Annotated in this window: 17 protein-coding genes and 2 other annotated features; of the genes, 14 read left to right on the top strand and 3 right to left on the bottom strand. The window is 40.9% G+C overall.

The window, feature by feature from the left end; all coding sequences use genetic code 11:
- The first annotated feature begins 323 nt into the window (after positions 1 to 323).
- Entirely contained in the window at positions 324 to 572 is a 249-nt protein-coding gene (locus tag BM126_RS02820) for a hypothetical protein (RefSeq protein WP_090987934.1), read from the top strand.
- A gap of 128 nt (positions 573 to 700) precedes the next feature.
- Positions 701 to 1,558, top strand: coding sequence for a polysaccharide deacetylase family protein (locus tag BM126_RS02825; RefSeq protein ID WP_256212959.1), 858 nt, complete (start codon positions 701 to 703; stop codon positions 1,556 to 1,558).
- A gap of 252 nt (positions 1,559 to 1,810) precedes the next feature.
- Here BM126_RS02825 and BM126_RS02830 read toward each other — a convergent pair whose 3' ends face one another.
- Positions 1,811 to 2,245 carry a DUF1885 family protein gene (locus BM126_RS02830; RefSeq protein ID WP_177201289.1) on the bottom strand — a complete coding sequence of 145 codons (435 nt, stop codon included), beginning with the start codon at positions 2,243 to 2,245 and terminating at the stop codon, positions 1,811 to 1,813.
- 314 nt (positions 2,246 to 2,559) lie between these two features.
- On the opposite strand from BM126_RS02830, the gene BM126_RS02835 reads away from it, so the two are divergent.
- Positions 2,560 to 2,682, top strand: a complete 123-nt coding sequence (locus tag BM126_RS02835) for a GapA-binding peptide SR1P (RefSeq protein ID WP_083392247.1) — start codon at positions 2,560 to 2,562, stop codon at positions 2,680 to 2,682.
- Positions 2,683 to 2,880: 198 nt separating this feature from the next.
- Here the strand turns inward: BM126_RS02835 and BM126_RS02840 are convergent, their stop codons facing one another.
- The gene (locus BM126_RS02840) at positions 2,881 to 4,356 is read right to left on the bottom strand and encodes an aminotransferase class I/II-fold pyridoxal phosphate-dependent enzyme (RefSeq protein WP_090987939.1); all 1,476 of its coding nucleotides are present in this window, start codon (positions 4,354 to 4,356) and stop codon (positions 2,881 to 2,883) included.
- A 228-nt stretch (positions 4,357 to 4,584) separates the two neighbouring features.
- Between BM126_RS02840 and BM126_RS02845 the strand changes: the two genes are divergently transcribed.
- The 9 genes from BM126_RS02845 to trpA all read left to right on the top strand — a co-directional run bounded on the left by BM126_RS02845 (position 4,585) and on the right by trpA (position 13,294).
- The gene (locus tag BM126_RS02845) at positions 4,585 to 5,544 is read left to right on the top strand and encodes an NAD(P)H-dependent flavin oxidoreductase (RefSeq protein WP_090987940.1); all 960 of its coding nucleotides are present in this window, start codon (positions 4,585 to 4,587) and stop codon (positions 5,542 to 5,544) included.
- Positions 5,545 to 5,799: 255 nt separating this feature from the next.
- The gene (locus BM126_RS02850) at positions 5,800 to 6,075 is read left to right on the top strand and encodes a UPF0223 family protein (protein WP_090987942.1); all 276 of its coding nucleotides are present in this window, start codon (positions 5,800 to 5,802) and stop codon (positions 6,073 to 6,075) included.
- A 66-nt stretch (positions 6,076 to 6,141) separates the two neighbouring features.
- Positions 6,142 to 6,380, top strand: a binding site (T-box leader).
- A 187-nt stretch (positions 6,381 to 6,567) separates the two neighbouring features.
- Positions 6,568 to 6,812, top strand: a binding site (T-box leader).
- Positions 6,813 to 6,906: 94 nt separating this feature from the next.
- Entirely contained in the window at positions 6,907 to 8,301 is a 1,395-nt protein-coding gene (trpE, locus tag BM126_RS02855) for an anthranilate synthase component I (RefSeq protein ID WP_090987944.1), read from the top strand.
- Positions 8,298 to 8,897, top strand: coding sequence for an anthranilate synthase component II (locus BM126_RS02860; RefSeq protein ID WP_090987946.1), 600 nt, complete (start codon positions 8,298 to 8,300; stop codon positions 8,895 to 8,897). The genes trpE and BM126_RS02860 overlap by 4 nt, the downstream gene beginning before the upstream one ends.
- The gene (gene trpD, locus BM126_RS02865) at positions 8,881 to 9,903 is read left to right on the top strand and encodes an anthranilate phosphoribosyltransferase (protein WP_177201290.1); all 1,023 of its coding nucleotides are present in this window, start codon (positions 8,881 to 8,883) and stop codon (positions 9,901 to 9,903) included. The genes BM126_RS02860 and trpD overlap by 17 nt, the downstream gene beginning before the upstream one ends.
- Positions 9,904 to 10,680, top strand: coding sequence for an indole-3-glycerol phosphate synthase TrpC (gene trpC / locus BM126_RS22710; protein WP_090987948.1), 777 nt, complete (start codon positions 9,904 to 9,906; stop codon positions 10,678 to 10,680). It begins immediately after the preceding gene.
- Positions 10,681 to 10,693: 13 nt separating this feature from the next.
- Positions 10,694 to 11,308 carry a phosphoribosylanthranilate isomerase gene (locus BM126_RS22715; RefSeq protein WP_090987950.1) on the top strand — a complete coding sequence of 205 codons (615 nt, stop codon included), beginning with the start codon at positions 10,694 to 10,696 and terminating at the stop codon, positions 11,306 to 11,308.
- Positions 11,305 to 12,510 carry a tryptophan synthase subunit beta gene (trpB, locus tag BM126_RS02880; protein ID WP_090987952.1) on the top strand — a complete coding sequence of 402 codons (1,206 nt, stop codon included), beginning with the start codon at positions 11,305 to 11,307 and terminating at the stop codon, positions 12,508 to 12,510. Before BM126_RS22715 ends, trpB begins: the two co-directional genes overlap by 4 nt.
- The gene (gene trpA, locus BM126_RS02885; RefSeq protein WP_090987954.1) at positions 12,503 to 13,294 is read left to right on the top strand and encodes a tryptophan synthase subunit alpha; all 792 of its coding nucleotides are present in this window, start codon (positions 12,503 to 12,505) and stop codon (positions 13,292 to 13,294) included. Before trpB ends, trpA begins: the two co-directional genes overlap by 8 nt.
- Before the next feature lie 75 nt (positions 13,295 to 13,369).
- Here the strand turns inward: trpA and BM126_RS02890 are convergent, their stop codons facing one another.
- A complete protein-coding gene (locus tag BM126_RS02890) occupies positions 13,370 to 13,990 on the bottom strand; it encodes a YktB family protein (RefSeq protein ID WP_090987956.1) in 621 nt (206 codons plus the stop codon).
- 199 nt (positions 13,991 to 14,189) lie between these two features.
- Between BM126_RS02890 and BM126_RS02895 the strand changes: the two genes are divergently transcribed.
- Together BM126_RS02895 and BM126_RS02900 are read left to right on the top strand one after the other, a co-directional pair.
- Entirely contained in the window at positions 14,190 to 14,387 is a 198-nt protein-coding gene (locus BM126_RS02895; protein WP_071352852.1) for a hypothetical protein, read from the top strand.
- Positions 14,388 to 14,705: 318 nt separating this feature from the next.
- The gene (locus BM126_RS02900; RefSeq protein WP_090987958.1) at positions 14,706 to 15,500 is read left to right on the top strand and encodes an inositol monophosphatase family protein; all 795 of its coding nucleotides are present in this window, start codon (positions 14,706 to 14,708) and stop codon (positions 15,498 to 15,500) included.
- Positions 15,501 to 15,538 lie beyond the last annotated feature (38 nt).

The raw sequence follows: 15,538 nt of genomic DNA on the forward strand, positions 1-15,538 counted from the left end.
TTCTAATACGATAGTTATTTCAGATAAAGGGAGCTTCTCATCCCTGCGAAATTTAAGATAATCACAAATTGATAGTTTATCATCTGTAGAAATATGATAACTTAGCTGCTAATTGAGAATAAATTAATTTTAACATGAAAATCTGCCTAAAACGCCGTGTCATTTAAATGATACACAACTGCAAAAATAGAGGTACAAGCAGGAAAATGTAGAAAAACATGATATTGCTGAACATTTAGGCAAGGAAATTACCAGGTGGGGACTTATAAGATGCAATATAGGATTTAGCGCTTTGCAGTTTATACTTTAGCGAGGGTGATACCTTGAAAAATTATGTAGTTTTCCTTTTTCAGCTTATAGTCTGGAGCGGTTATACAGTTGTAGAATGGCTATCTGTGGATGATAAGCTATTATTTAAAATACTAATGTTCCTGATTTTTTCCTATCTTGCGATTTATATTGGCAATTCGATTCTAAAGTCTAATAAAAAAACGATCCTTATAACAGGAATCAGTTTGTTTTTCTACGGTGCTGTACAGATTTTACTGAAAATTGTCATGCCTTACTCCTAATCGGGGCTTGTAATTTGCAAAATTATCCTGTTCTGTGTAAGTATAGATAATATGGAAAAGTATTATATCCCTCCTGCATGAGGATGCAAAGGGAAGGACAGGCAATTTTGGAACAGGGAGGCCAGACATTGAAGAAGTTAGCTTTCAGTATTGCAGCACTCTCAATCTTTTTAATATTAAGTGCGTGCGGCCAGCAGGATGCCAAACAGCCGGTCACGGAAAAGGGGACTGGCGGGCAAACAGCCCAATCCGCACAAAAAAATGAAAAAAAAGACACAGAACGAACTGGCATTAAGAAAAAAGAAAACAGCAAGGATGCTATGGCGCAATCGGTGCAGACTGCTGAAAAACCAGCTCCTCAATACCGCCTGAATCCGGCTACATGGTCGCTTAAACCGATTTCAAAGGCCAATCCAAAAGCCGTACTGCTTACATTTGATGATTCTCCCGACAAGTATGCATTGGAGATAGCCAAAACTCTTCAGTCTCTTCATGTTAAAGCAATCTTTTTTGTGAACGGTCATTTCCTGGAAAGCGAAGAAGGCAGGGAAAAGCTGAAAGCCATACATGATATGGGCTTTATGATCGGCAATCATACTTACCATCATACTGGGTTAAAAGATCTTACAGAAGCGAAGCAGAAAGATGAAATCGTTAAATTAAATACTCTTGTTAAATCCATTACGGGTGAACAGCCAAAATTTTTCCGGGCTCCTTTTGGACAGAATACGGACTATTCGAAGAAAATTGCTGCACAGCAAAAAATGATTTTAATGAACTGGTCATTTGGATATGACTGGGTGAAAGAGTATCAAAGTAAGGCTGCCATAACAAAAATCATGCTAAACACACCATATTTAACCAGCGGCGCCAATTTGCTTATGCATGACAGAAAATGGACTAGCGAAGCAATCAAGGACATTGTACAGGGCTATCAGGCAAAGGGGTATGATATCATTGATCCTGCTTTGATAGAAACTCTGTAGGCTGATTGAAAAATTTGATGCTGTCTATACGCAAAAGAAATCGAAAATAAGAAAGCTGTTTTCGTAAACTTTGCTGCTATGGAACAAGGTGCTGATTTCCCCTGCGGGATGCTCGCTTTCCGATTCGCGGAACATATTAATAGCAACAATCTTTAAGAAAAGAACCTAAATAAAAAAACCGTTTCAATGCACAACTATTGAGACGGTTTTTTATTATGAAAATTAAACGGTTATGAAACAACCTTGCATTACTTATTTGCGCGGATAAAAATACATTATTCTTTTATTGAAAAGGTGAAGTTCAGCATTTAATTTTTTAGCAATAAACCTGCAGTATTCATTGGCTTTGCCTTTATCTCCGTAAGTGGAGGCAGGTACTAGTTTAATTTGAATATAAGATTGAATTCTTTCTGTTCCTGTTTGATCTTCTATCTTTTCAGTATTAATTCCTGCCAGCATCCCATTATAGCGGTCCTGATTTGAAACAAACCTGATCCATTTTTCTTGTGATTGATCGACCACTTCCATTTTATAAGGAAATGCTGAGTTCTGATAATCCCATTCTATTTGTTTTCCTGTTTTTTCGCTAAGGGATATATAATTGCGGAAAAGGTCTTTCACTTCCTCTATGGTGATACTCTGTTTGTTAGATTGCGGCACAAGTTTGATAAATGCACTTTCAGGCATGATACATTCTCCTTTCTGTCTTCACATTAATTCTTTAATTCCGGGACAAGTCAGAGGAAATGCGCAGGATGTTCAACAGGGCAGACGATTTCAATGTATGCGTTATCATTTTACACCTTATTGCTGATGAGATATAGAAGAGTTTGTCATAAAACAGGCCTATTCATGATATGCAGAATTAATAAAGATAATCCCTAAAAAAATAAATGTGACATACAATTAAGCTTGATATTTTAAATGTGTTATATTATTATAGAGAAATAGAAGAGTAAAGCGCTTTCATTTGTTAGATAATTTGAAGGGAGACTGTAAATATGGGAACAATCATTTGCCAAACCTGCAACAATACAATTGAGCATTACGAAGATGAAAAGGTCAGTGTTTTGTATTCACATTGCGGTACCTGCCAGTATGATATAGAAAAAGAGATGGAGTAAGCAAGCAAACCAAAGAAAGCCGCCCGGGTTGGGCGGCTTTCTTTAGTGCAGCAAGGGATTTGCTTTTATTGATAGGTGTTTACTTAAGTAGTGCTGTCTGTGATTGCGGGACTTCCGCTAATCCAGCAAAAAGCAAGCATCCTGAAACTGAAATGAGCCACGTTGTTTCAGAATGCTAAGTTTGCGAATACAGCCTATTTAAATGATTGCTTTACGTTCTTTAATGACCCGGAGTTTTTTTAGTTCACTATCCTCAGGACCTTGGACAGGCAAGCCCACTTCAATATTTTTCTTTATATAGGCAATATTTTCTTCGGTAATAATTTCGCCAGGAATGAAAATGGGTATTCCCGGCGGATACACCATGATGAATTCCGCGATAATTCTGCCTGCGGATTCTTCGATTGGAACTACCTCTGTAGATGCATAAAATGCATCTCTTGGAGTAAGGGCGAGCAAAGGGATATCAGGAAGCATAACTTCAGAAATTTCCTGGTTTTCTCCTTGATAATGATTAAATTCCTCAGCCAAATCTCTAAGGGCGTTGATTAAAATTTCGGCTTCGGTTTCTGTGTCGCCTGTTGTGACAAGGCAAAGGATATTGTATAAATCCGATAGTTCTACCTCGATATTATGTTTCTCGCGAAGCCATTTTTCTACATCATAACCTGATATGCCCAACTCTTTCACTGATATGATCAGCTTTGTCGGGTCATAGTCAAAGGTAGCCTTGCTTCCAAGTATTTCTTTGCCGATGCAAGTAAGTTTCGGAATTGTATTTACTTCATAACGGATATGGTCTGCAAGTTTGATGGCTTTGTCAATTAACTCCCTGCCTTCTGTTGCAAGGCGTTTCCGGGCAACATCCAATGATGCCAGCAAAATGTAGGACGTAGAGGTAGTTGTAAGCATGCTTAAAATAGATTGTACATGATTGGGGGAAACCAGCCCCTCTTTTACATTCAATACAGAACTTTGAGTCAGGGAGCCGCCCAGTTTATGGACACTGGTAGCTGCCATATCAGCTCCGGCCTGCATGGCAGACATCGGCAATCCGTCATGGAAATGGATATGAACGCCATGTGCCTCATCTACTAATACTGGCACACTGTAGGAATGGGCAATTTCAACAATCTTCTTTAAGTCTGCAGAAACTCCGAAATACGTCGGATTAATAACCAGGAGACCTTTTGCATCAGGATTTTGCTCAAGTGCCTTCTCTACCGATTCAGTTGTAATTCCATGCGAAATACCAAGCTGTTTATCAATTTCAGGATGGATGAAGATTGGAACAGCGCCAGAAAATACAATAGCCGACATAACTGATTTATGAACATTCCGGGGAACAATGATTTTATCCCCAGGTCCGCAGACAGCCATGACCATTGTCATGATGGCACCGCTTGTTCCCTGAACGGAAAAGAACGTATGATCTGCTCCGAAAGCTTCTGCAGCAAGATCTTGTGCTTGTTTTATAATTCCTTTAGGCTGGTGGAGATCGTCTAAAGGTGCAATATTGATTAAGTCGATGGACAAGGCATTTTCTCCAATGAAATTGCGGAATTCTAAGTCAATTCCCTGTCCTTTTTTATGGCCTGGTATGTGAAATTGAATTGGATTTTTTTTTGCATGATTAATCAGGCCTGTAAATAAGGGTGTTTCATACTGTGACAATTCTTTATGACACCTCTTTATAAGAAATTTTCGCGTAAAACAAGAAGAATTATAGCATGGATAAAGAACTTTGCCTAGCGATTCTTTTTTTTTTGCAAAGGCAGCTTTATATAACCGAATTATGAATATTTATGCGAGAGGTATTTTTCTCTAGAGTTTCTGAATTAACTTCTATAAACTGATTTTATATGATGCATTAAGTCGAATAAAGGATAATGGGGGAGCGGAATGAACTGGAAAACTAGAGTGACAGAGATTCTTGGCATAAAATACCCGATCGTGCAGGGAGGCCTTGCACATCTGGCTTATTCTGAACTTGCCTCAGCAGTTTCAAATGCAGGAGGTTTAGGGCAGGTAACAGCGATGTCCCTTGAGTCGCCAGAAGAGCTCAGGGAAGAAATCCGCAAAACAAAATCTAAGACTTTAAACCCCTTTGGTGTGAATTTTGCCATTGGACAGCACGGCAGAAGCTATGAACATTTCCTTGAAGCAGCTTTAAGTGAAGGAGTTCCCGCTATTTCAGTCACTGGGGGAAATCCTGCCCCTTTCCTGAGTCATTTGAAGGGCACTGGTGTCAAGAAGCTCGTTCTTGTAGCATCAAGAAGGCAGGCAGTTAAAGCTGAAGAATCTGGCGCCGATGCTGTCATGGCAGTCGGCCAGGAAGGCGGTGGCCATCTTGGAAGGGATGATATTGGTTTTGCTGTGCTTATTCCAAAGGTTGTTGATGCCGTTTCTATTCCTGTTATCGCATCAGGCGGCATTGGTGATGGAAGGGGACTAATGGCGGCACTTTCACTCGGAGCGGAAGGCATAGAAATGGGCACCAGGTTTATTGCGACTAAAGAGTGCGTCCATGCCCATGATGCCTATAAAAATGCACTGGTTCATGGCAGCGAATATGACACAGTGGTTATTAAAAGGTCCCTGGGTGCTCCAGGGAGAGCTCTTTCAAATACCTGGACAGATAAGATCCTCGGCATTGAGAAGGAGAATGGAGGATATGAGGAGCTGAAAAACTATATCAGGGGTGAAGCGAATCGCCGTTTCATTTATGAGGGCCAAAAAGAAGATGGATATGCATGGGCTGGACAGGTGATGGGGCTTATCCGCGATATTCCATCTTCCGCAGAACTTATTGAAAGAATGATATTAGAATCGGAAGAAATAAGAAGGAAATGGGCAAGATAATAAAAAATAAGCTGAGATTGCAGGCTTTAAAGGTAAATGCATTTCTTTAAATCTGCCATAAATGATTAAAAATGAGGCAGACAGTGAAAGAAACTGGTAAAATTTTTATGAACAAGCAGAAGCGTATAATTGGTTCGGCAGCTGAAACGGTCCCGCATATTAACCAGGCTTTTTTTGATTAAAGTCCAATGCGGAAGCAGAAATCAGCGGGCAGGTTTATTAAGAGGTTAAAAATAACGAATAGCAGGTGACAGCATGAATTACTCATATCCGATGGACAGCGGCTGGAGTACTGAGGAAATTATTGATGTAGTTAAATTTTTTGAATTTGTAGAAAAAGCCTACGAAGGTAAGGTACAAAAAGAACAATTTATGGGCTCCTACCGCAGATTTAAACAAATCGTACCAGGTAAGGCAGATGAAAAAAGAATTACAGATGAATTTCAGGAAAACAGCGGATATTCAGCATATCTGGTCATAAAAAAAGCGAAAGAAATGACATCAGACGGCTACATATCCATTAAGGCGTAATAATTTTAAAAAAACTATTGACAAATTGGGGCGGATAGTTCTATTATTAAAAACAAGAAAACTAGATGCAAAGCGTTGAAGAAGAAGAGTAACTTACTTCATTCACTGAAGAGAGCCGGTGGCTGGTGCAAACCGGTGTGAATGGTTAAGCGAATGGGCTTCTGAGCTCCAAACTGAAACCGGCAGCGGAAGTAGGCTTTGGCGGACCGTCTCATCGTTACCCGAGACAGGCATTTAATCATGATGCTGTAAAGTGAGCTTTTTAAGCTAATTAAAGGTGGTACCACGGGTTCCTCGTCCTTTTGGATGAGGGCCCTTTTTGCGTTTTTTTAAAACGGGGATGTGCTGAAACTCATTGTTAATGTTTGACCTGAATATGACTGAAGCAGCTTGCATTTTGCGGCAAAAGGACATTAGGGATACACTGCAGCCGGGATCAAGAACATGAGAAAGAAATCAGCAAAAATTAACAGACCTTGAATATGTATAATAGATAAATCGCTGAATAAGAGGAGTAATTTTGTCAGATGCACAACAGAGAGCCGGTTATGGTGAGACCCGGTGTGATATGGCAAAATGAATGGGCTTATGAGAGGTTCCTTGAAAATGAAAGTAGAGGAACCCGGTTTCCGCCGTTAAAAGGATAGGGTATCGGAATTTTTCCTGTACCTGAAAAGAGGGAAGGCTTTATAGCTTTCCAACCTGAGGTGGCACCGCGGTAATTAATCGTCCTCTGCAAACACTATTTTGTGTTTGCAGAGGACTTTTTTTGTTTCATTTTAGTTACTTCCAGTTACTAAGATCATTTGAATGTAGAAAAGGCGGGAGAAAATGAAAACCAATTATTCGACACAAAAAAATCCTTTTAAGATAGAAACAGTTGACGGAGATATCCATACACCCGTCTCCATTTTTCAAAAACTGGAAGGCGAAAATAAATTTCTGCTGGAAAGTTCACAGGCGCATCACGATCATGGCAGGTATTCTTATATTGGCTGCAATCCATTTTGCGAGGCAGCATCGTTTGGAGAGGAACTGCGAATTTCTGATCATAAAAAACAGCATCAGGATTTGAGAAGAGAAACCATGATTGACTTTCTGGAAAAACATATGGCGGTAGAAATGGAATCGAAAGATGTTCCGGAGCTCCCCTTTACGGGAGGGGCCGTCGGATATTTAGGATATGACGCAATTCGCCAATATGAAGATATTGGGGCTCAGCCTTTGGATGACCTTAAAATGCCAGATGCCCATTTTCTTATCTACGATGAAATGTATATATTTGATCACATCCTTCAAGTCATCCATTTAGTAACACGGGACGAAGATAGCATGGGCAGGTTCAGGGAGATGAAAGAAGTGCTTAATAGGCCTCTTCCAAAAATGGATGATGAAGTCTTGAAAGATTTGATCTTTGAATCTAACTATTCAAAAGAACAATTTACAAATATGGTCAATATGGCCAAAGAAGCGATTGTTGCTGGAGAGGTTTTTCAGGTTGTTCTTTCTCAGCGCTTTGAATCAGGGTTTCATGGAAACCCGTTCAGGGCATACCGGCGCTTGAGGCTTTCTAATCCATCTCCATATATGTTTTATATCGAGTTCAGAGATTACACCATACTGGGATCATCTCCCGAAAGCCTGATAAGCGTGAGAGGAAATGAATTGACTGCCAATCCCATAGCCGGAACAAGGCCAAGAGGGAAAACAGAGAAAGAGGATATGGAGCTTGAAATTGAGCTGCTTAATGACGAAAAAGAACTCGCGGAACACAGGATGCTGGTTGATCTTGCCAGAAATGATGTGGGAAAGGTCAGTAAGATAGGTTCTGTGTCACTTGCTTCTGAGATGACCATTGAAAGATTTCAGCATGTGATGCATATTGCTTCAAAGGTAAAGGGCCAGTTAAAGGAAGGCACAAGCAGCCTTAAGGCATTGATAGCCTGTCTGCCGGCTGGAACGGTATCCGGAGCACCGAAGATTCGGGCCATGCAGCTTATCAATACCTTTGAAAACCGTAAAAGAGGGGTATACGCGGGTTCAATCGGCTATATCGGATTCGGCGGAAATTTGGATATGGCCCTTGCCATCAGGACGATGGTAGTGAAAGATAACCGGGCATTTATTCAGGCTGGTGCAGGTATTGTATATGATTCAGACCCGGAAAAGGAATATGAGGAAACGAAAAATAAAGCAAAAGCTTTAATGGAGGTGTACCGTTCATGATTTTATTGATTGATAATTATGACTCTTTCACTTTTAATCTATTTCAATATTTAGGTGAATTCGAGCCGGATATTCTTGTGAGAAGAAATGATTGCATAACACTAAATGAAATTGAAGCGCTGAAACCGCAGGCCATCGTGATTTCTCCAGGGCCCGGCCGGCCAGAAAATGCCGGTATCTGCATTGAGTTAATACAGCACTTTCATAAAAAAATCCCGATTTTGGGAATTTGCCTGGGACATCAGGCGATTGGTGCGGCATTTGGTGCAAGGGTTGTAGAAGCAAAAAGAATCATTCATGGAAAAGCATCCTTGATTAAACATGACGGCACTGACTTGTTTAAACAGCAGGATAAGAATGTTTCAGTCATGAGATATCACTCTTTGGTAATTGATGAAAAAAGTATGCCTGCAGAATTAACTGTGACAGCCAATGCTGCTGATGATGGTGAAATCATGGCGATCAGGCATGTGGATTTTCCAGTATTCGGGCTCCAGTTCCACCCTGAATCTATAGGCACTAAAACGGGTAAAAGCATGCTCCATAAATTCATCATTCAAGCAAGGGAGGAGAATCATTTTGAAACAGTATCTTGAAAAGCTATCAAGCCAGCATCCGCTGAACGAGAAAGAAATGATGCTTGCAGCCCAATCGCTTTTTTCAGATGAAATCAGCGAAAGCGAAATTGCTGCTTTTTTAATCGCATTGAAATCGAAGGGAGAAACTGCTGAAGAAATTGCAAGCCTTGTGAAGGTGCTCAGGCAGCATGCAGTCAAAATTAAAACCTCTCAAGAAAATATTATGGATAATTGCGGTACAGGAGGGGACGGGTCACAAAGCTTCAATATCAGCACAGCATCTGCTTTTGTACTCGCTGGAGCAGGAATAAAGATTGCCAAACACGGAAACCGCAGTGTTTCAAGCAAAACGGGAAGTGCAGATGTACTGGAAGAGCTCGGAGTAAACCTGGAACTGGGAACTGGCCAAATAGAGGAGCTATTGGAGGAAGCGGGCATTACCTTTTTGTTTGCTCCCTCTATACAGCCAAAAACAAGGCGGATAATGAAAATAAGAAGAGAGCTTAAGGTTTCCACGGTCTTTAATATCATTGGCCCGCTAACGAATCCAGTCAATCTCGATTCACAGCTTCTGGGTGTTTACCGAAAGGATCTGCTTGGACTTATGGCATCCGTTCTAAATAAACTGGGAAGAAAAAGAGCAGTGGTGCTTACAGGAGCAGGAAATATGGATGAAGCCAGCCTCCAAGGAGAGAACAGCCTGGTTTTACTTGAAAATGGAAGAATGACATCCTTTACCGTTCATCCTGAAGAGGTCGGCCTTCCGGTATATTCCAATGAAGCTATCAGGGGAGGCGGCTCAAAGGAGAATAGCGAAATCCTGCTGAGCGTTCTGCGCGGTGTAAAGGGGCCCTGTCTCGATACAGTCTTGCTGAACTCAGGGATAGGCATATACGCAAATGGGAGAGCAAATTCCATTGCCGGGGGAATTCAGCTGGCAAGAGAAAGCATACAAAGCGGACAGGCGCTTGAGAAGCTGCAATTGCTTATTGCCTACAGTCAGAAAAATAAGGCGGTCATATAAATGGAAAATATTTTATTAAAGATCATCGAGCAAAAAAAGATTGAAGTTGCATTATTAAAGCAATCCGGCATCATGTATCAGATAGATGAAATGCCAGAAAACAAGTCTTTAATTAAAAGACTGCAATCCTCTAAAACAGTCTCAATAATCGCAGAAATTAAAAGGGCATCTCCATCAAAGGGGGATATAAAAAGTGATGCAAATCCATCAGAGCAGGCAAAAAAATATGAAAAGTACGGGGCATCTGCAATTTCAGTGCTTACAGATACAACCTTTTTTAAAGGTTCGATTGAAGACCTGAAAAATGTTAGAGCAGCTGTTCAGGTGCCTGTACTATGCAAGGATTTCATAATTGATGAAATCCAGATTGACAGGGCAAAGGCTGCGGGAGCCAATCTGATCCTTCTGATTGCCGCCGCCCTTCCAATAGAGAGATTAAAGGAATTATATCTATATGCAAAATCTAAAAATCTGGAAGTACTGACAGAAGTTCATGATGAGGAAGAACTGGAAAGAGCCATGCTCATTGATCCTGAGTTAATCGGAATCAACAATCGGAATCTAAAAACCTTTCAAGTGGATTTGGGGATAACAGAAAAACTCGCGAAGGAGCTAAGTTCTTCGGGAAAATTCATCATCTCCGAAAGCGGGATAAGGTCAGAAGATGATGTGAAAAGAGTCAAGGAAGCAGGAGCAAGAGGAATACTTGTAGGAGAAACGCTAATGAAATCGGGGGATTTAAAAAACATACTGAGCAGCTTCCAGGTCAGTTTCTGAAGGAGTGATGGCTATGAAAGTCAAAATTTGCGGCATTAGAACTTTTGAAGCAGCACAGGCAGCAGCATTGGCAGGCGCAGATTACCTAGGTTTCATTTTTGCAGAAGGAAAGCGCCGTATTTCCCCATTGGATGCAGGCAGGATTATCTCTAAAATTGATGGCAGGGTTAAAAAAATCGGGGTTTTCATGAATCAGCCATACGAAGAAATAGTAGAAACTTACTATTTAGCTGGCCTTGATTATGTTCAGCTCCACGGAGAGGAATCCGAAGAATTTGCAGGTTCTCTTCCTTTTCCGGTTATAAAGGCAATATCTCTGAACACTGAGTATAATTTTAGCGGTGTCAGCGGTTACCCTGCAAGCCATTTTTTGCTGGACCGTCCCAAATCAGCTGCTAAGGGAACTCTGGACTGGAAGAGATTAGCCATGAGTGACTTTCCTTTAAGTGAACTCTTCCTTGCAGGGGGGCTTACACCGGAAAATGTGGAAGAAGCCATAATAACAGTACGGCCTTTTGCCGTGGATGTATCCAGCGGTGTAGAAACAGACGGTGTTAAGGATACCGGGAAAATCAAGGCATTTGTTAGAAACGCAAAAAGAGGAAGCAGAGAGGGGATTATCAAATGAAAACATATATACAGCCTGACAACAATGGACATTATGGAGCATTTGGGGGACGTTTTGTACCTGAAACATTAATGGCAGCAGTTAAGGAACTAGAAGAGGTTTATGAAGAAGCAAAAAGGGACGCGGAATTTCAAAGAGAATTGAATTATTATCTAAAGCAATATATCGGCAGGGAAAATCCGCTTTATTTTGCAAAAAACCTGACTGAATTGGCAGGGGGGGCAAAAATATATCTGAAGCGTGAAGATTTAAATCATACAGGTGCACACAAAATCAATAATACAATCGGACAGGCGCTTCTTGCTCTTAAAATGGGCAAAAAGAAGATGGTTGCCGAGACTGGAGCCGGGCAGCATGGGGTGGCAACAGCGACTGTTTGTGCCTTGCTTGATCTTGAATGCATCATTTTTATGGGGAGAGAGGATGTTAAAAGGCAAAAACTGAATGTATTCCGGATGGAGCTCCTTGGAGCAAAAGTAATTCCTGTTGATGGAGGAAGCGCCACGCTGAAAGATGCAGTCAATGAGGCATTGAGATATTGGGTAGCAAATGTTGAGGACACTCATTACATAATGGGTTCTGTGCTTGGTCCTCATCCTTTCCCAGTTATAGTAAGGGATTTTCAGAGTGTAATCGGCAATGAAACTAAGACACAATATCTGAGCCAGGAAGGCAGGCTTCCGGATGCTATTGTCGCCTGCATCGGAGGGGGCAGCAATTCAATGGGAATGTTTTACCCTTTTATAGAGGATGCTGATGTGAAGCTGATAGGAGTAGAAGCTGCCGGGAATGGACTGGATACGGGCCTTCATGCAGCATCACTGACTAAAGGAACAAAGGGAGTGCTTCATGGTTCATTAATGTATGTTTTGCAAAATGAAGATGGACAAATTCAGGAAGCACACTCCATATCAGCTGGATTGGATTATCCGGGTGTAGGTCCAGAACATTGTTATTTAAAAGATATAGATAGAGTTTCATATACATCTGTTACAGACGGGGAAGCACTTGAAGCTTTCATGATCCTGTCTAAAAAAGAAGGAATCATTCCAGCACTAGAAAGTGCCCATGCCATCTCTTATGCCCTTCAGCTTGCGTCTTCTATGAAGAAAGAGGAAGGTATTGTGGTCTGTTTATCAGGAAGAGGAGACAAAGATGTAGAGCAAATCCATGCTGCTATAGGGGGAAAAGAAAATGAATAATAATCGTGTTGAGAAATCAATGATGGCCGTGCAGCAAAAAGGAGAAAAGGCATTTATCCCTTATATTATGGCAGGGGACGGAGGGCTGGAAAAGCTGAAATCCCATTTGCAGTTTTTTGAAGCAGAAGGTGCTGACGCAGTCGAATTAGGCATACCTTTTTCAGATCCTGTAGCAGATGGCCCAGTTATCCAGCGGGCTGGTATTCGAGCTTTACAGGAGGGAACCACATTAAAAAAAATTCTGGACAAATTGAAAGAAATCAAGGGAGAAATCAGAATACCGGTTATTCTGATGGCTTATATGAATTCCATTCTTGTTTATGGTGCAAAACGTTTTGTAAATGACTGCAAATCAGCTGGAGTGGATGGCTGCATAGTTCCTGATTTGCCGATTGAAGAAGAAGAGATTATATCGGGCCATTTAAAGGAAGCGGGCATAGTGCTGATTAGACTTGTTACGCTTACGAGCACTGAACAGCGAATTAAGAAAATAGCAGAAAGGGCTGAGGGTTTCCTTTATGCGGTTACCGTAAAGGGGACAACAGGAGTGCGCAATGATTTCGGTATGGAAGCAGGGCCATATCTCGAAAAAGTAAAAAAAGCAAGCGGGGTGCCTGTTCTGGCGGGATTTGGCATTTCCAGTGCTGAACAAGTAAAGGAACTGTCAAAATACTGTGATGGTGTAATCGTTGGCAGCAAAATAATTGATTGCCTGGAGAGGGAGGAATATAAAGAAATCAGCCGTCTCATTTCTGCGGCGAAAATGGCAGGGGCAAGGCAATGAGCAGCTAATTAGGGGGGGGCTTTAAGCTGGCCCCTTTTTAGCTGCTTTAATGTTTATTGGGTATTAGTTTGTTGTTTAATATAATTTATATAAGGGTATTAAAACTTCAAATGATTCTTGAATACGTTTAATAAATGATTCATCTGAAAGTGAAACGGCATCTTCGCGTGAAATTTGGATGCCGCACAGGATTTCAGCCTTCTTAACAGTCTGCAGCCTTTGAAACATGGATGTCATATCATCAAGGGAAAGGCTGGAATGAGGAATTACATCCGGCTTTGTGTGATCAATGGACCATACAAAGTGTCCGGGGATGGAATCTTTAATCGTTTCGGCATTATTCTCAAGTGTCAATCCGTATTGTGCTTTATCAGGAGCTTCGTAAATGACGGCAAACCATACAAACATATGGGTTCCCCACAATCCAATCTGAAAGTGAGGCATCATTTTGTAGCCCCGGCTGTTTCGTGAAATAGCAACCCAGGTGTCGTTTGGAGGATTAATGGTTCTCCTCATATGCTTCGCAACATGGGGAAACATTTCATCTCCTGTCAGTTCAGTCAGCTCTTTCGAAAAATAGTCGCCCAATTGGCGAAGCTTTGGCTGTATCCGATTCTTTAGTGCTTCCATTCTTGGATCCAGTCCATCTATTTTAAATACATTATAATCAGCTGCAGTAAATCCAGATATATTCATAATGATCCTCCTGCTTATTTCATCTGTTGCATATTGTAGCATATAGAGGAAGAAAAGAGAAAGCATACAATCCTTTGCGGAACATAATTTCCATGAAGGTAAAGAGCACAATTTTGTTGCGATTCTGCTAAAGAAATCATACTATAAAATAAAAATATATCAGAAAATTTAGTCAATTATTGAAGGGAGTACGACAATCATGAAACAAGTAATGAATCAGTCCTTAAAAGCCAAGGAAGTTGAAAAACATAGAACAGCTGTTTTAAGAATGGAAATGGATTATGAATTAGCCACACTGTTTGAAGCAATTGGCGAAGAAAATGAACAAAAGAAAAGCCAGTGCAAACAAAAACTTGAAAGAATTCGTCTTGAACTGTTAAGGCTCAAAGCCCTTTAACCTAAAACCTCAATGCCCGCCAAAATGAAGGAGAAAATTATCCTAAGATGAAAAGATTTATTGATGAAAAATTTCATTAGATGGCGGACACTCTGATTACATTCTGGATGTGTCCGTCTTTTATATTCTTAATTAAGGTGTTTTTACAAGATGCTGGGAAGAAAAACTTGAAGCCCAATGGCCTTTCCTATAATCTTTAGGTAGCATTTGATGCAGAGGCGCTCAAATAATCCCAGAAATAACACGGGATAAAAGCGGAATAATTCTAAAAGATAAACGTATATGGCTTGTTAATCAAATCAGGCGGAGGCTTAAATAATGGCAAACTTAAAAGAAATTGATACATATGCAAAAACCTGGATAAAAGAAGCTGGAGAACGTATAAAATCTTCTTTTGAACACAAATTGAATATTTCCACCAAATCGAATCCCAATGACTTAGTGACAAATATGGATAAAGAAACCGAACAATTTTTTCTGGAAAAAATCACAGAAACTTTTCCCGGCCACCAAATACTCGGTGAAGAGGGAATGTGCAGTGATGTGAGCGATCTTACAGGTATTGTCTGGGTAATCGATCCGATTGACGGCACAATGAACTTTGTACATCAGCAAAGGAATTTTGCAATTTCTATCGGAATCCTTGAAAATGGGATGGGCAAAATAGGGCTTGTATATGATGTTGTCCATGATGAACTTTACCATACTATCAGAGGGGAAGGAGCATTCATGAATGATGTGAAGCTTCCTCCGCTAAAAGCTGTTCCAGTTAATGAAGCCATTTTGTCTTTAAATGCTACCTGGGTGACTGAAAATAAAAAAATTGATCCATCTATTTTGGCACCGCTTGTAAGGGATGTCCGGGGGACCCGTTCTTACGGATCAGCCGCACTGGAAATGGCATTTGTAGCTGCCGGGAGGCTTGATGCCTACATGTCGATGAGGCTTGCACCCTGGGACTTTGCAGGCGGGGCCATCTTAATAGAAGAAGTTGGCGGAGAAGTAACCACAATGACTGGGGAAAAGCTTGATTACTTAAAAGGTAACTCGCTTTTTGTTTCGAAACCCGGCCTGCATCAGCTGATAACTGAGAAATATCTTTCAAACCTGTAATACAGAGGACCCATAATAAAACACAGGGGCTGCCGGTT

The sequence above is a fragment of the Bacillus sp. OV322 genome, from assembly GCF_900112495.1.
Taxonomy (GTDB): domain Bacteria; phylum Bacillota; class Bacilli; order Bacillales; family DSM-1321; genus Peribacillus.